The sequence below is a fragment of the Neobacillus sp. MER 74 genome (assembly GCF_023714155.1).
This window is the reverse complement of the sequence record NZ_JAMAUV010000002.1, coordinates 88,487-104,422: the sequence shown is the minus strand read 5'-3', so window position 1 is coordinate 104,422 and position 15,936 is coordinate 88,487. Positions and strand designations below refer to the sequence as shown.

19 protein-coding genes and 1 other RNA gene are annotated in these 15,936 nt (G+C 37.6%); 12 read left to right on the top strand and 8 right to left on the bottom strand.

Annotated elements, in window-relative coordinates; translation table 11 throughout:
• Positions 1–221 precede the first annotated feature (221 nt).
• From M3610_RS04765 to M3610_RS04755, 3 genes are read left to right on the top strand one after another with little or no spacing between them, the layout of a single operon-like run.
• Complete coding sequence (locus M3610_RS04765) at positions 222–485, top strand: hypothetical protein (RefSeq protein WP_251456923.1); 264 nt, start codon at positions 222–224, stop codon at positions 483–485.
• A gap of 38 nt (positions 486–523) precedes the next feature.
• Complete coding sequence (locus M3610_RS04760; RefSeq protein ID WP_251456921.1) at positions 524–718, top strand: hypothetical protein; 195 nt, start codon at positions 524–526, stop codon at positions 716–718.
• A gap of 36 nt (positions 719–754) precedes the next feature.
• Positions 755–1,111, top strand: a complete 357-nt coding sequence (locus tag M3610_RS04755) for a DUF1798 family protein (RefSeq protein ID WP_251456919.1) — start codon at positions 755–757, stop codon at positions 1,109–1,111.
• A 33-nt stretch (positions 1,112–1,144) separates the two neighbouring features.
• Here M3610_RS04755 and yppF read toward each other — a convergent pair whose 3' ends face one another.
• Positions 1,145–1,354, bottom strand: a complete 210-nt coding sequence (gene yppF, locus M3610_RS04750) for a YppF family protein (protein ID WP_098571175.1) — start codon at positions 1,352–1,354, stop codon at positions 1,145–1,147.
• A 188-nt stretch (positions 1,355–1,542) separates the two neighbouring features.
• Here yppF and M3610_RS04745 point away from each other — a divergent pair, with 188 nt between their 5' ends.
• Complete coding sequence (locus M3610_RS04745; RefSeq protein ID WP_251456917.1) at positions 1,543–2,115, top strand: YppG family protein; 573 nt, start codon at positions 1,543–1,545, stop codon at positions 2,113–2,115.
• 51 nt (positions 2,116–2,166) lie between these two features.
• Here the strand turns inward: M3610_RS04745 and M3610_RS04740 are convergent, their stop codons facing one another.
• Positions 2,167–2,646 (bottom strand): Hsp20/alpha crystallin family protein, encoded by a 480-nt coding sequence (locus tag M3610_RS04740; RefSeq protein ID WP_251456915.1) that lies wholly within the window; start codon positions 2,644–2,646, stop codon positions 2,167–2,169.
• Positions 2,647–2,808: 162 nt separating this feature from the next.
• Entirely contained in the window at positions 2,809–3,507 is a 699-nt protein-coding gene (locus tag M3610_RS04735) for a Crp/Fnr family transcriptional regulator (protein ID WP_251456913.1), read from the bottom strand.
• A 207-nt stretch (positions 3,508–3,714) separates the two neighbouring features.
• On the opposite strand from M3610_RS04735, the gene M3610_RS04730 reads away from it, so the two are divergent.
• From M3610_RS04730 to M3610_RS04690, 8 genes are all read left to right on the top strand, one after another.
• Complete coding sequence (locus tag M3610_RS04730; protein ID WP_251456911.1) at positions 3,715–5,991, top strand: DEAD/DEAH box helicase; 2,277 nt, start codon at positions 3,715–3,717, stop codon at positions 5,989–5,991.
• 18 nt (positions 5,992–6,009) lie between these two features.
• Positions 6,010–7,266, top strand: a complete 1,257-nt coding sequence (locus M3610_RS04725) for a ribonuclease H-like domain-containing protein (protein WP_251456910.1) — start codon at positions 6,010–6,012, stop codon at positions 7,264–7,266.
• A gap of 432 nt (positions 7,267–7,698) precedes the next feature.
• Positions 7,699–8,133, top strand: a complete 435-nt coding sequence (locus M3610_RS04715) for a CotD family spore coat protein (protein WP_251456908.1) — start codon at positions 7,699–7,701, stop codon at positions 8,131–8,133.
• A gap of 127 nt (positions 8,134–8,260) precedes the next feature.
• Positions 8,261–8,818: an SLOG family protein gene (locus tag M3610_RS04710; protein WP_251456906.1), complete on the top strand. Its 558-nt coding sequence runs from the start codon at positions 8,261–8,263 to the stop codon at positions 8,816–8,818.
• Positions 8,819–8,961: 143 nt separating this feature from the next.
• Positions 8,962–9,264: a cell division regulator GpsB gene (gene gpsB / locus M3610_RS04705; protein ID WP_026563881.1), complete on the top strand. Its 303-nt coding sequence runs from the start codon at positions 8,962–8,964 to the stop codon at positions 9,262–9,264.
• Positions 9,265–9,343: 79 nt separating this feature from the next.
• An RNA gene (rnpB, locus tag M3610_RS04700) (RNase P RNA component class B) lies at positions 9,344–9,748 on the top strand.
• 152 nt (positions 9,749–9,900) lie between these two features.
• Positions 9,901–11,058 (top strand): THUMP domain-containing class I SAM-dependent RNA methyltransferase, encoded by a 1,158-nt coding sequence (locus tag M3610_RS04695; protein WP_251456904.1) that lies wholly within the window; start codon positions 9,901–9,903, stop codon positions 11,056–11,058.
• A gap of 55 nt (positions 11,059–11,113) precedes the next feature.
• Positions 11,114–13,036, top strand: a complete 1,923-nt coding sequence (locus M3610_RS04690; RefSeq protein ID WP_251456902.1) for an ATP-dependent DNA helicase — start codon at positions 11,114–11,116, stop codon at positions 13,034–13,036.
• A gap of 43 nt (positions 13,037–13,079) precedes the next feature.
• On the opposite strand, the gene M3610_RS04685 is transcribed toward M3610_RS04690, so the two are convergent.
• From M3610_RS04685 to M3610_RS04665, 5 genes are read right to left on the bottom strand one after another with little or no spacing between them, the layout of a single operon-like run.
• A complete protein-coding gene (locus tag M3610_RS04685; protein WP_098571183.1) occupies positions 13,080–13,379 on the bottom strand; it encodes a metal-sulfur cluster assembly factor in 300 nt (99 codons plus the stop codon).
• Positions 13,380–13,392: 13 nt separating this feature from the next.
• A complete protein-coding gene (locus M3610_RS04680; protein WP_251456900.1) occupies positions 13,393–14,637 on the bottom strand; it encodes a hypothetical protein in 1,245 nt (414 codons plus the stop codon).
• A gap of 15 nt (positions 14,638–14,652) precedes the next feature.
• A complete protein-coding gene (locus M3610_RS04675; protein ID WP_251456898.1) occupies positions 14,653–14,859 on the bottom strand; it encodes a DUF2249 domain-containing protein in 207 nt (68 codons plus the stop codon).
• An 18-nt stretch (positions 14,860–14,877) separates the two neighbouring features.
• A complete protein-coding gene (locus M3610_RS04670) occupies positions 14,878–15,111 on the bottom strand; it encodes a DUF2249 domain-containing protein (RefSeq protein WP_098571186.1) in 234 nt (77 codons plus the stop codon).
• A gap of 39 nt (positions 15,112–15,150) precedes the next feature.
• Positions 15,151–15,843, bottom strand: coding sequence for a Crp/Fnr family transcriptional regulator (locus M3610_RS04665; RefSeq protein WP_098571187.1), 693 nt, complete (start codon positions 15,841–15,843; stop codon positions 15,151–15,153).
• Positions 15,844–15,936: the final 93 nt, after the last annotated feature.

Here is a 15,936-nt window from a genome sequence, read left to right as displayed (position 1 = left end):
TTTTATTTTGATTTTTATTTTTTGGCATTAATTGCACCTCCAATAATAGAATGTGCGCTTTTTTAATTTTCATGCAAGTTAAGTGGTGTCGAAACCTTAAGGGAAAAATGCCATTTTACCACTACCTTTGGCGAATAGAAACTAGTTTTGTCAAGGCAGAAGGAAGCAAAAAAGAGAAGGAGAATTATACTAAATAGAAAATGCTGGGAGGGGTTTGATTGATGAATAAGCCATTGTCCGATAAAGAAAAGTTGATTTCAATGCTTACGGAAATATATGATCAATTAGAAGACTTGGAAGTGGTGCTAGAAGCATCCTTCTCAGACCTGCGCAAAAGTTTAGATCAGGAAGAACAGGATAAGATAATGGAATCCAAACAAAAACTATTTGGACTAGAAAAAACAATGGAAAAAGTTAACTCTATTTCAAACGTAGAAATGACCGGAGAGCCATACAACTTGAATTGGGCTTTTAATTGCCGTTAAAATAACAATATCAATGAAAGTAGCATGGAAAAAACTTCATGCTGCTTTTTTATTTTTGGGTTATGTTAAAACTTATTAATAATTTTGGCACCCTGTTGAATGGAGAGGAAGGCACGAAGACTCCTGCGGGAGGACGGGGCAGGGGAGACCCCGCAGGAGCCCAGCGACGAGGAGGCTCGCCGGACCGCCCGCGAACCGCACGTGCCTGGAGCGGAAATCAACAGGCACATTAACAGAGCCTATTTTTAGGGAGAAAGGGTTTTTTCGAGATGTCTGAAGAAATTATTGATTTAACAGAAAAACTATTAGCTTTTAACAGCTTATTCATGAAGTATTATCAAGAGGGGCGAACAACAGGGACTAAGTATGATTTTCATGAAGTCATAAAGCCATTTGCAAATGAAGTAAAGGAAATAAATGACCAATGGAAACTGGCGATGAAGAGGTGGCTTTCAGACTCAGACCATAAACATCTTCATTTAAAGCAAGTTGACACCACTTCTGAACATATTGATCAACTTTCAATCCAAGCCTTTTTCCCAGAGACCAGTAAAACAAGGTTTATTAATGCCAATCGCACGGTTGAATTTTTCCTTTTAGAAATATTAAAAGAGTTAAAAAAATAGAAAAGAGATGCATTTGCATCTCTTTGATGAGTATTAAGAATGTTCGATGAGGGAGTTTTCATTATCCGTTTCAGGTATGACTGCGCCTTGTTTTTCAAGCTCACAGACTAGAAGACGATATTCTTTAATATTTATATCGTTATGAATATACGCTTTCTTAGCAAAATCCATTAATGCATTTACATCATCAGTAGTATAATCCCTGCTTTGAATAAATTTGCTTTTTAATTCGCGAATGTCCATCTATTAGCTCCTCCTTCATCCTTTTTTCTATCGTAACACGAAAGTGATGATTTTCTAGTTTTTAAAATATTTAAACTTTAGACAAAATTCTTGTCATTATGACATTGGGAATCTTTTCAGGAGGAATCACCATTCCTTCCTTTTCTTCATAAAGTGTAGTAGATAAAATGCGGAGGAGATGTTTGCCCATGTTTGGAAAGAAAAGACCAACCAATTACTACTTCAATAATGGATATCCGGGGCAAATGATGCACCAAGGTCCAGTTGGTCAACAAAGAAATCAGCAGCATTTTACTAGTAATCCACCATACTTATATCAAGCACCACCTCAAAACTTGGATTGGACATTATACCAACAACAAAATCCACAAAACCCACCAAACCCATATTATCAGCAAGCCTATCCGCCTTATATGCAAAACTATCAACCTGGCCATGTTCCACAAGGTTCTTTTAATAACCAGTCTTTTTCACAAGGGGATTCGCAATTCCTATTCCAAAATCCATTGCAACCTCAGGAAAAAATGGTTCAAAAACCACAGTATATGCCAATGAATGGTTATCCAGCGATGAATCCATATCCTAAACAAAGTGCAATCCCGAAACAGGCGGGAGGAGTCCAGTCCTTTATGAACTCTTTTAAGTCCCAGGATGGATCGGTAGATATTAATAAAATGGTTAACACTGCTGGGCAAATGATGAATGCTGTTAGTCAAGTAAGTTCACTTGTCAAAGGATTTGGTGGAATATTTAAAGCATAAGGAAAGACGGCTCATAAGGAAGCCGTCTTTTTATTGGATATATATAGATGTTTACTCATCAATTTCAATCATTTTCCCTTTTTCCTGTGGAATTCGGACTTTTAATAAACCATCACGATAGGAAGCTTTGACATTTTTTTCGTTAATTGTGTGTGGAAAGGAAATGGTTCTGGATGATTTTTGTTGTAAGTATTTTCGCCGATAAATCTGGTTATGCTCATCTTCGGCTGTTTCAAGTTCTTTATTTTCTACAGAAATAGTCAAATAATTACCTGAGATATTTAATTGAATCTGCTCCCGTTTAACCCCAGGCAGTTCAGCTGAGATGATATATTCGTTACCTGTTTCAAGTGTGTCAACATGGAAGTTTGCCCCTGGTGGAAATGGACTTTTGAAAAATTCATCAATTGACTGTAAAAAGCCCTTAATCGGTTTTTCATGGAAAAATTCGTTCATCGTTTTCATTAAATCACCAAAAGAATCAGTTCTAGGCTTTTTTGAATTTTTATCATTCGGCACCAAAGATGACATATGGATTCCCTCGCTTTCCAGTTTTTCACTTGCCAGTATATGCGAATATAACTGGGTATGTGCCGTCATATTTTATCCTTGGGATTCAGGAAATTCAAATTGGTCCAAAAACGCCTGAATTTATAAATAAAAACCGCAGCCTATATGCTGCGGTATTAATGCCTATATTAAATGAATTTCTTCCATTAAAATTTTAATATCTACTATCATGTTGCCTTCATCATCAACTTCAATTAATTCATCTTTTTTCATTTTTGTCAGTGTTCTGCTAATGGTTTCCCTAGTAGTCCCAATCATATTAGCAAGATCCTTGTTCGTAAATTCCGATTTTAAGAGGATTGTCCCATCTTCTTGTTCTTTTCCATGATTTTGGGCAAGGCGTATCAGAAGTTTTACTATTTGCTCATATGTATTATTGAGAATTTGCTCTTCTAAACGGTTTTGTAAATCAACGATTTTTTCACCCAACACTTTAAACACTTTAATACATAACTCGGGGTTATCAATTAAAACCGTTTCAAATTTTGAAATTGGAATGGCAATAAGTGTTGATGACTCAAGTACTTCCGCATAGGCAGGATAATCACCTTTTCTGAAAAAGCCCACATGCGGAAACATCTCCCCTTTTTTGGCAATTGCAACAATTTGTTCTTTGCCATTAATGTCACTTTTGTAGATTTTGATTTTTCCGTCATAAATGAAATAGACATTTTCAAGCGGGTCACCTTGGAGAAATACATGGCTTTGCTTTTTCCATTCTCTGGAGATGGCGATATCAGTGATTTTCGTTAATTCAAAATCATTCAATTCTCGAAAAAGAGTAAAATCAGCAAGCACCCTTTTTATTTCTTCTATTTTCATTAGATTCACCTTCACAGTCATAGTCAGTTATTATCTATTGTAACAAAAATTTTAGAAATAGTTTATGGTATTAATAAATGTTAAAAAATAGCTGGAACATTTTATAGTAGAGGAAAAAGATACCAAAGGAATAAAAGCAGAAATTAATTATTTTTACTTTTGTTACGAACGTTCATTCGATAGAATAGAAGTAATGAGGTGATAAGCATGAAGTTAAGAAAAACCCTACAAGAAATTTTAACTGATTTACAAATAAATGATCAATTCAAGGACAATATCGTCACTTGGCACACAATAGATGAAAAGCAGGCCCAAACAGTACCTCTTCCCAATGACCTGCATCCAGTATTAAAATCTACGCTATTTGAAAGGGGAATAGAGCAGCTGTATACACATCAAATAGCTGCTTATGAAAAAATTATGGAGCGAAAGAGTATTGTTGCAGTTACTCCTACAGCTTCGGGGAAAACCCTATGCTATAATCTTCCGGTCCTACAAACAATCCTAGAAAATCCAAGTGCACGCGCACTTTATATGTTTCCTACTAAAGCACTGGCACAGGATCAAAAGAGTGAAATTAATGAAATTATTCAAGCAGCAGGAGTAGACATCAATAGTTACACGTACGACGGAGATACGCCAGCAAATATTCGTCAAAGAGTCAGACAAGCAGGACATGTGGTGATTACTAACCCAGATATGCTCCATTCAGCGATTCTGCCGCATCATACAAAATGGGTTTCCTTGTTTGAAAACCTTAAATTTGTTGTCATAGATGAACTTCATACGTATCGCGGCGTATTTGGAAGCCATGTTGCCAATGTAATTAGAAGGCTAAAACGCATTTGTAAATATTATGGGAGCAACCCTGTATTCATTTGTACATCCGCAACGATAGCCAACCCACTAGAGTTAGCCGAAACTCTTACAGAGGAAAAAATGCACCTGATTGATAACAATGGAGCCCCAAGTGGTACAAAGCACTTTCTCTTCTATAACCCGCCTATCGTAAACAAGCCGTTAAACATTAGAAGAAGCGCCACGCTAGAGGTGCGAAAAATTGCAGGCGAACTATTAAAAAATAAAATTCAAACAATAGTCTTTGCGAGAAGCAGAGTAAGAGTCGAAATTATTTTAACCTATTTGCAAGAATTAGTGAAAAATCAATTGGGTGCAAAGTCTATACGAGGCTACAGAGGTGGATACCTTCCTACTGAACGAAGGAAGATTGAAAAAGGTCTTCGTTCAGGTGAGATTTATGGCGTAGTCAGCACCAATGCTCTAGAACTAGGAGTAGATATTGGACAATTGCAAGTATGTATTATGACTGGCTATCCAGGTACTATTTCCAGTGCTTGGCAGCAAGCGGGAAGAGCAGGCAGAAGACATAGTGAAGCCCTGGTTATAATGGTAGCGAGTTCTAGTCCGCTTGACCAATATATTATCCAGAATCCTGAATACTTTTTTAATAAAAGCCCTGAAACAGCTAGGATCAATCCAGATAACCTAATAATTTTAATAGATCATATAAAATGTGCTGCATACGAACTCCCTTTTAAAGCAGGTGAACAATTTGGCAGTGTCGAAACAGAGGAATTGTTAGAATACTTAACCGAGGAACGTGTTCTTTATCATAATAGCGGCAAGTGGTATTGGATGAATGATTCCTTCCCTGCACATAACATTAGTTTACGATCGGCATCACAGGAAAATGTCATCATTGTTGACCAATCAGATGTGGCCAATGTCAAAGTTATAGGTGAAATGGACCGCTTTTCCGCGATGACACTTCTCCACGATGAAGCCATTTATTTGCATCAAGGTACACAATTCCAGGTGGAAAAACTTGATTGGGAAGAGAAGAAAGCTTTCGTAAGGGAAGTAGATGTAGACTATTTTACTGATGCAAATCTAGCGGTTCAATTAAAAGTACTGGAAGTGGACAAACTTCAATCATTGGATGAAGCTGAATTTGGCTATGGGGATGTAAGTGTACGAGCCATGGCAACCATTTTTAAAAAAATAAAATTTGAAACACACGAAAACATTGGGTCGGGACCAATCCATTTGCCGGAAGAGGAGCTCCACACAAGTGCAGCTTGGATTTCCTTAAACCAGCCATTGTCAGAGCTGGGCCATGAGCGACTCGAACAGGGGCTTGTAGGGACGGCCCATGCACTAAACCATATTGCCCCCTTATTCGTAATGGCCGACCCACAGGATATTCATGTCATACCGCAGGTAAAGGCAGACCATAACGAAAAGCCAACCATTTTCTTTTATGACCGCTACCCAGGAGGGGTCGGATTAAGCGAGAAAATACACACGGGAATGTCAGAAGTATTTGCGGAAACAAAGAAAATGATTACGGGATGTCACTGTGAATGTGGCTGCCCGTCTTGTATTGGGACGGACACGGTTAGTGAGGCAGCTAAAAAGGATGTCTTAAAAATAATTGAAGCATTTTTAAAATCCTCAAAATAGGGGGAAGGAAGATTAGCGATGTCGTTAAAAAATAAATTAAATCGTCTAAAGCCACATCTTTCTGCTAGCGGAACTTCAGAAAAAAATTTCATTCCTCCACAATCCGCTAGCATTGAGGTTCCCTTCAAGGAGAAATGGGAGCAAGCAAACGTGTTTCCTTATTATTTCGACGAGAATTACTGTTTAATAAGAGAAGTAACATATCCACTCTCGCATCAGCATGGGCATTACTGTTTTCGTGATTTCCTCGCTGCAGTCGACATTTGGAACAACCAGCCCGTTAATCATCCATTATCGGCAGAGGGACACCAAGCTGACGAATTATTCTTTTTTGATACCGAAACAACGGGTCTCGGAGGAGGTGTAGGAAACACCATTTTCCTTCTTGGATATGCGAGTATTTCGGGAGATTCCCTTGTTTTGAGACAACATATTTTACCAAACCTAGGAGCAGAAGTCCCTTTATATCAAAGCTTTCTAGAGAAAATCAATTATAAAACATTAGTGACCTACAATGGGAAGTCATTTGATTGGCCGCAGGTAAAAACAAGGCATACCTTAGTTCGAGAACATGTACCCAAACTGCCGCAGTTTGGTCATTTTGATTTATTTCATGCCGCGCGGAGACTTTGGAAGCATAAATTAGAACGCTTGAAATTAGCTGTGGTTGAGAAAGAGGTTCTTGGTGTAGAAAGAGTTGATGACATTCCGGGCTTTTTAGCTCCAATGATTTATTTTGATTTTATTGAGAGTAAACAACCTGATGGGATGATGGGTATTCTAAAGCATAATGAAATTGATATTTTATCGCTTGTTACCTTATATACTCATATCACCTTTCAGCTTTGCGGGGTGGATATAGATCAAACAAGGTCGGAGTCTTTTGAGGTCGGGCGCTGGTTCGCAGCTTTAGGGGAAAGAAATCAAGCCGAGAAAGTATTAAGCAAACTTGTAAATGGCAGTGATATGACATCCTATCAAGCTAAATTTTCTTTGGCTTTACAACGCAAAAAGGAAAAAGATTGGGTAAAAGCAATGGAGCTGTATTCAGATGTCACCGATTCTGGTGATACTCGGCTGATGTTGGAAGCCTGCTTAGAACTCGCAAAAATTCATGAACATAGAATAAAAGATTATGAACTTGCCATAGATTACTGTCAGAAAGCGATCATGCTCGTGTCTCGATCGGAACAAACTGCCGTAATTTCAGGTCAATGCAGTCTAGAACAACTTCAGTTCAGGCTTCAGCGGTTAGAAAGGAAAATGGAAAAATAACTGAAAAACGATGGATTATTATAACGTTCACATTTTTGTCAAAAAAACTTTGTAATTTGTTTGTAAAACCAGCATTTCCATATTGTTAAACAACGTTAAAAGTTGTAAAATTTGAAATTGGATTGAAAAAAATGAAATACAAAACATTTGGAGCTGGTAATATATGTACAAGGCGATTTTATTTTTATTTTTTGTTGTCGTATGTTTGACTGCAGTTATTTTTACAAGTTTAAAAGATAGCTTTTATTCTTTTCTATAAAAAAAGCATATGCCTAGTATGTATAGTTCAAGAAGCTAGGCAGTTTTACATATATAAATAGAAATCAAGAAAATGAACTGTTCTCAAGGAAAAATAGGTATTTTCATTAGTACAAGAGTAATCCCTTCAACATAGGCTGTAATGTAAACAAAATACTGAAGGGAGATTATCATATGTATCTTGGAACTAATTTTATGCCGCCTGTTATTCATCCGACTCAACAAATTGTGAACCATACGTTTTCAACAACAGTGGTTCCCCATATTCACCCTGTCCACACAACTACGGTGAATCATCATCTGTTTCAACACAAACATTTTTGCCCGCAAACTGCATCATGCGCTGAAGAGGTATGCAACCAGCAAATTAATTGCTGTAACCCATGTGCTGCTCCAATGCCAGCGACTTTGCCTGCTGCAAATGCTTTGCCAAATGCTTTGCCAGGAGGTCCAGGATTTGGCCCAGGAATGGGAGGTCCAGGATTTGGTCCAGGAATGGGGGGCCCAGGATTTGGTCCAGGAATGGGAGGCCCAGGATTTGGTCCAGGAATGGGAGGTCCAGGAGGCCCAGGATTTGCACCAGGACCATTTATGGGACCAAGACGCTAATATCAAAACGGCGATTACAGGGGCTTTTCAGCCCTTGTTTTTTATTTATTTTTACTACATGATATGCTATTCTTGTCCAAATGTTTGTCCATTTTAAAAAATTTTTTCATTGAGGAGAACATTTTAGATGAAAGTTTTAGCCATATCCGGTTATAAACCGTTTGAATTGGGGATTTTTAAGAATGATCATCCATCGGTTTTATTTATTAAGGCTGCGATAAAGAAATCGTTACTACCAATGGTGGAAGAAGGATTAGAATGGGTACTGATCAGTGGTCAGTTAGGCGTGGAACTATGGGCTGCTGAGGTTGTTTTTGAATTACAGATGGAATTTCCTGATTTAAAACTTGCGGTAATTACTCCATTTCTAGACCAGCAAGCATCATGGAAAGAGAATAACCGGGAATGGTATGAATCGATCCTGGCACAAGCGGATTTCATTGATTCTGTTACGAAAAAGGGCTATGAAAAACCATGGCAATTTCGCTTAAAAAATCAATTTTTTATTGAAAAAAGCGAAGGGCTCCTCCTTCTTTATGATCAGGAAAAGGAAGGAAGTCCAAAATATCTTTATGAAATGGCTTTGGAATACCAAAAAAGATATTCATACTCGATTGAACTAATAACATTTTATGATTTACAGATGATCGTGGAAGAAGAACAGATGAAACTGTCTGATTTTTAAGTTTTAGTCATTTTTACAGTTTTTATTCCATATATTGAATTGTTTTAAAAATCATAATACTTTCAATACAAATGAAAATTGACAAAACTACATATTTTTGAAAAAATAATAGGTAGTGATTGGCGAATACTGAGGTGAATGGAATGCTGTCAGATAAAGTAAAATTAACAGCCAAGGATATTTTAGAAAAAGAGTTTAAGTCTGGAGTACGCGGTTATAAACAAGAAGATGTTGATAAGTTTTTAGATTTAATCATTAAAGATTATGGAACTTTTCATCAGGAGATTGAAGATCTTCAACAGGAAAATCTTCGACTCCGGAAACAGCTTGAGGAAACTTCCAAAAGACAGCCAGCAGCACAACCTGCAGGAACAACGAATTTTGATATCTTGAAGCGCTTATCCAATCTTGAAAAACATGTTTTTGGTAACAAGCTTTACGATTAACAAAAAATAGGAAGATTTCCTGTTAATAACCATTGAATTACCAGCGTGAAATACATATAATAAATTGTATTCATTAATAACGTTCGGGTAATCGCTGTAAGATGCATTTGCATTCTTGCAGAGGAAAGTCCATGCTCGCACGAGCTGAGATGCTCGTAGTGTTCGTGCCTAGTGAATTCATAAGCTAGGGCAGTTGGGGCTAGCATCCAACTGACGGCCGGGAAAATACCTAAGTCCTTTTGGGATATGGTATGAATACCTATAAAAGTGCCACAGTGACGTAGTCTTTCCAGAAATGGAAAGGGTGGAACGGGTAAACCCCACGAGCGAGAAACCCAAATAATGGTAGGGGCACTTTCTCTGAGGAATTGAACAAGGAGAAGGACAGGCTCAAATTTGAGTCTGTAGATAGATGATTACCACCTAAGTACGAGACACACCCGTGTCGTTTGTAGTACACTGGTACAGAACATGGCTTACAGAACGTTATTAATGGGAATGAATGCTGGATATAAACGGCTCTCCTAATAAGGAGAGCTTTTTATTGTTATTAATCAGCAAACTGCATTCAAAAACCACTTTTTGTCAATAATGAAATCCATATACATACAAATGAAATGAATTAAGGGTGAAGAAATGGGAAAATATCAAATAATAGCTACTGCAGCCATGGGACTGGAGGCCTTAGTTGCCAAAGAAGTCCGGGCATTAGGATATGACTGTGAAGTTGAAAATGGAAAGGTCACCTACATAGGGGATGAATCTGCTATTGCCCGCAGTAATTTATGGCTTCGAACGGCGGATCGAATTAAGATTAAAATTGGAGAATTTAAGGCATACACCTTTGATGAATTATTTGAAAAAACAAAGGCCCTGCCATGGGAGAAATTTTTACCCGAAGATGCTGAATTTCCCGTTGTGGGGAAATCAGTGAAGTCAAAGCTCTTTAGTGTATCTGATTGTCAGGCCATCGTGAAGAAAGCTGTTGTGGAACGGATGAAACAACACTACAAGCGAAGTACTTGGTTTGAAGAAAACGGTGCCTATTATCGGATCGAAGTAGCCTTACTAAAAGACGTTGCGACCATTACCATTGACACGAGTGGTCAAGGGCTGCATAAACGCGGTTATCGAGTGGATCAAGGTGAGGCGCCTCTAAAGGAAACCCTTGCAGCTGCGCTAGTTCTACTCACTAATTGGAAAGCAGACCGTCCCTTTATGGACCCTTTCTGTGGTTCTGGAACGATTCCTATTGAAGCGGCAATGATCGGGCAAAATATTGCTCCAGGGTTTAACAGGGAATTTGTGTCGGAACGTTGGAATTGGATCCCGGCGAAAGTTTGGGATGATGCTAGAAATGAAGCTGAGGACTTAGCAAATTACGACCAGCCCTTAGATATTTTAGGGTCAGATATCGACCATAGAATGGTGAAAATTGCGCAAGACAATGCTTTTGAGGCTGGATTTGGGGATTTGATCCATTTTAAGCAAATGCAGGTTAGAGACATTTCTACCAATAAGCAATACGGTGTCATTGTTGGGAATCCCCCTTATGGTGAAAGACTTGGGGAGAAAAAAGCAGTCGAACAAATGTATAAAGAAATGGGCGAGGCATTCAACGCACTTGATACATGGTCTAAATATATCTTAACTTCCAACGAGCAGTTCGAACAATTTTATGGTAAGCCCGCGACAAAAAAGAGAAAACTATTTAACGGCTTTATTCGTACGGATCTTTATCAATATTGGGGAAAAAGACCGCCGCGTCAAGATGATTTAAATCAAGACAAGTAATTCAAATGAAACATTATTTTTGTTGGAAACATGAAAGTTTTTTGGGGAGGGTACCATGCAAAAACGCTTGCCATTTGAAATTGCAAAAACGGAGTCTTTTTATGAAAAATTGGGTGAATGGATCGGAGACTTATTCTATGACATATTGCCCGAAGCAGGCTTCGAATTAAGAGATGAACAGATATATATGGCTTTTCAACTTGAAAATGCCTTCAAAGATAAAAAAGTAATGTTTGCTGAAGCAGGAGTTGGTACGGGGAAAACAATCGTTTACTTGCTTTATGCGATCATGTATGCTCGCTATACGAATCGCCCGGCTGTCATTGCCTGTGCAGATGAGACTTTAATTGAGCAGTTGGTGAAAAAAGAGGGAGATATCGCAAAGTTAGAGAAGGTCCTTGGACTCGATATCGATGTCCGCTTGGCTAAATCTCGAGATCAGTACCTATGTTTAAAGAAGCTGGATCAAACGAAGAACAATGACTTTTCCGATGAGATTGCAAGTATATATGAAAACCTGCCTGATTTCGTTCATTCTGTTGGCTCCATGCAAACTTTTGAAAAATATGGCGACAGAAGGGACTATCCAACATTATCTGATGAGAAGTGGAGTGAAGTTAGCTGGGATGCTGTCCAGGATTGTTTTTCATGTGAGAAGCGGCACCGCTGTGGGTTGACCCTACACAGAGAATATTACCGCCACTCTGAGGATTTAATTATCTGTTCCCATGATTTTTACATGGAACATATTTGGACAAAAGAATCGAGGAAGCGTGAAGGACAGCTGCCGTTATTACCCGAACATTCTTCCGTTGTTTTTGACGAAGGGCATCTTCTTGAATATGCGGCACAGAAAGCGTTAAGCTACCGTTTTACAGATTATACCTTAGAAACACTGCTTACAAGACTAATGGAAAATGAAGTCCGAGAAAAGACCTTATATAAGATAGAAGAGGCTTTATTAGATAATGAAGCATTTTTCGATGGAATTTCACAATTCTCCTCCCTTTCACAGGGGTCTGAAAAACAAATGATTACTAAGCACCCATTAGTATTGAAGACATGCAGAAAGCTTTTGTCCACTCTCCAATTCTTAGAAGAGGAATTAGTATTTGAAAGTGAGTTATATGTTATAAATGAATACGATTTGAAAATTGTAGAGGAATACCTGGAACAAATTACTTATTCTTTATCACTTTTTCTTCAGGAGTTAAATGGAATTACTTGGTTCGAAGAAAAAGGGGGAGAACGGACACTAGTGATTATGCCAAAAATGGTTGAAGAAGTAATGCGGGAAGAAGTGTTCACACAGAAAAAACCGTTTATTTTCTCTTCTGCAACGCTTGCAAATCAAAAATCGTTCGATTATATTTCAGCGAGTCTTGGTGTTGATGACTATCTTTCGTTCTCAGTGTCATCTCCCTTTGATTATGATGATAAGATGGACATTTACCTGCCTGTCTTTAAACAAGCTGATATGGACGGAAAAATTGACTATATTTTAAAGGGAATTCGCGAATCAGAGGGGCGTGCATTAATTCTTCTCAATAATAAAGAGGAGTTAGCATATCTTAAGAAAAATCTTTCTGGAGAAGTCCCATATCCTATTTATTTTGAAGGCGATGAAGAAATTAGCACACTTGTTTCTAAATTTCAGAATGAAGAACATGCGATTCTTTGTTCCATCCATCTATGGGAAGGCCTCGATATTCCAGGAAGATCGCTTGAAAATGTGATGATCTTTTCACTTCCATTTCCACCGAATGATCCTGTCTTTACCGCAAAAACAGCGGGTGTGGAAAATCCGTTTACGGAGGTTGAACTACCGTATATGCTCCTTCGCTTACGCCAAGGTGTGGGACGCTTGATACGGAGTGAACAGGATCAAGGGGCAGTTCATATTATGGTAAATGAACATATTAACCCAGATGTATTAGAGAGGGTTAAAGAAGCTTTGCCTACTGAACCTAAAGCATGATAAAAAACGGAAGCACCGTAAAGTGTGCTTCCGTTTTTATATATTATCTTCCTAATAATTTGAGTCCTTCAGAGGTCATTTTATCCGGAGACCATGCTGGTTCCCAAACCAGATTTACATCTACTTTTTTTGTTTCTTCAATCCCCTCAACACTGTATCGCACCCCGCTTGTTATACTGTCATGGAGCGGGCAGCCTGGCGTAGTTAAGGTCATCGTAATTGTAACATCATTCGACTCTGTAATCTCAATATTATAAATTAATCCGAGGTCGACTACATTTATATTTAATTCTGGATCGTAAACACTTTTTAATGCACTTAAAATTTTTTCTTTGATATTCATCATAAACACCTCACTATTTTTTTAAAACGTGCAGGATACTGAATGCAATAATAATAAATATAATCGACAGGATGGTCTGTCCGATATTAAACAAAACAGTTATATGAAAGGTTAAGGCACAAAAGACTGACAAAATCGCTGCAATAAATATTGAAAACAAGGGGATAACAATTTTTTCATTCATCATTTCTTTTAATGAAGGAACCTTGTTTTTTCCTATTTCTTTACTATATTTAAATGTCCACCAAAGAAATGGAACGATTTTATATAAATAACTAACGATACTTAAGACGATCCAGAGTAATAAATAGGCGTAAACAAGCGCTCCTATAAGGTTCGTGAATCGATGATTCCATAGCATGATAAATGCTGCCAAATGAATCAAATTCCCCAATCCAATCGCAACAAGTGCGAACGTAAATGGTTTATCTAATGTTTTTTTTAATCGTTTTTTGATAATAAGGCTAATATGCCAGCTAAAAATAGTAAAACCGACTAAGAGTAAAAAGAATCCTATTTTCAATAGCAGACTGTTATTGGTAAAGAATGAAATTAATGATAGGAAAAGACCAGAAATATAAAACGTAAATACATATTTTGCTTGGACCATCGGAAAACCATGGGATAAGGAAAACATCGGCACCATCTTGTAAGAGAATCCGAAAATTAACAGTGTAAACCAGCCTGTAATCCCCAGTAATAAATGGGCTTTAAAGATGGATTGATAATATTCCCCAGCAAAACCTGTTTTTAAACAATATATTAGGGTAATCCCTAAGGAAATTGTAATAAATAAACAAACAAGCGCGGAACCTACAAAAGCAGTAAGAATAGTTGGTTTTGCTTGTGTTTTAAGGGTCATAAACATTTGGAATAAGAACATTAAGATCCCAAGCAGCATGAGGATGCCGGGCAGCATCGCATTTTGCGGCGACCAATATAACATCCCTGAAAATGAAACAATTCCAACGGCTGTTACGAAGAATTGAATAAATCCGAATGTTTCATTCCATATTTTAGTTAGGAAAGCAACTGGTACCAATTGATACATCGATCCCATGGCAGCCATTAATGACCAGCCTAAAACTAATAAATGGGCTGAAGACCAGATCACAGGAATTCTAAAAGTCCCTGAAGCTATTAATTGACCATTTACTAATAGGAGAATTTGCGAAAGTACTAATGCAATTAAACTAAACAAAATAAATGAAAATGGAAGTTTAATATTTGTTTCACTTCCCATATTTTGAGGAAGCATGATCATTCACCCCGCTTACCGGAAGATTTGGATTTTAAAACTTCCGTCACTTTGTTGTTCTGTTCGTTGTTGATAACCCAATTCCTCAAGCTGCTCATAGAGAAACATGGGCCTTCTATCATTAATTATTGTTAATGTTTCATTTTCTCCGAGGGTTTCCAAGGCAGCTAAGGTTCGCATCATTGGTTGTGGCGGTTCTAAACCGCGATTATCTAAAATCATACAATTTCCCCTTCTTCCTTAAGCTTTTTTTGTGAAAGTTACTTTCCAATGCTTATGATCAATTTCTTCTTCCTCGTGTGTAAAGCCTTTCGCCTTTAATACCGTGAAGAGTGGTGAGGGTTTAAAAGGGGCATGTAGGATAAAGATATCATTTCCTTTTAGCTCCTTAATTGCCTCCATAATTTTTTGGAAGGGTTCTATTTTATTCTTTAAATCTTCTCTTACATCTAGTTCAATAATTTTCTGTTCCATTGTATTTACATCTCCCTATATTTAATTGAAATCTATTTATTAATAGAACAATTCCTGTTGAAGTGCATCCCGGTCGATAAGGTAATACCCCTCCTCGTCGAGTGTAATAAAGTTTTTCTTTTTCACTTGATTAATCGTCCTGCTTACCGTTTCTCTTGAGGTACCAATCATATTAGCTAATTCACGATTGGTAAACTGTGTGGTGAGTCTATAACGGCCATCAATCATTTCTCCATTAGATTTACAAAGCCTAACCAGCAGTAAAATAATTTGTTCAAAAGTATTATGAAGTACCTGTGCTTCTAATCTTCCTTGTAAATCTACTATTTTTTCTCCCAATACTTTAAAGAGTTTAATACAAAGTTCTGGATAGGTAATGAGAATTTCTTCAAACTTATCAATCGGAATGATAATGAGATTAGCATCCTCCATTACTTCAGCATGGGCTGGAAAATTGCCCTTTCTGAAAAATCCTGCATGTGGAAACATTTCACCAGGCTCAAGGACGGAAATTAGTTGTTCTTTACCTGATAGGTCTGTTTTGCAAATCTTAATCTTTCCACTATGAATAAAAAACACGCGGTCAAGTGGATCGTCCTGCATAAAAACATACATCTTATGTTTATAAAACCGAGTTTGTGCAATCTTCACGATTGGCTTCAGTTCTTCTACTGACAATTCCTTAAAGATGGGGACAACAGATAATCTATTCACAATGTCTTCTTGCCTCATTAACATCACCTTCGTATTAGTAATTATGATTTAGTTAGATTGTAGCAATGTTTTACAAGTAATAATGTGACCTCCGTCATAGTTAACTAGTTT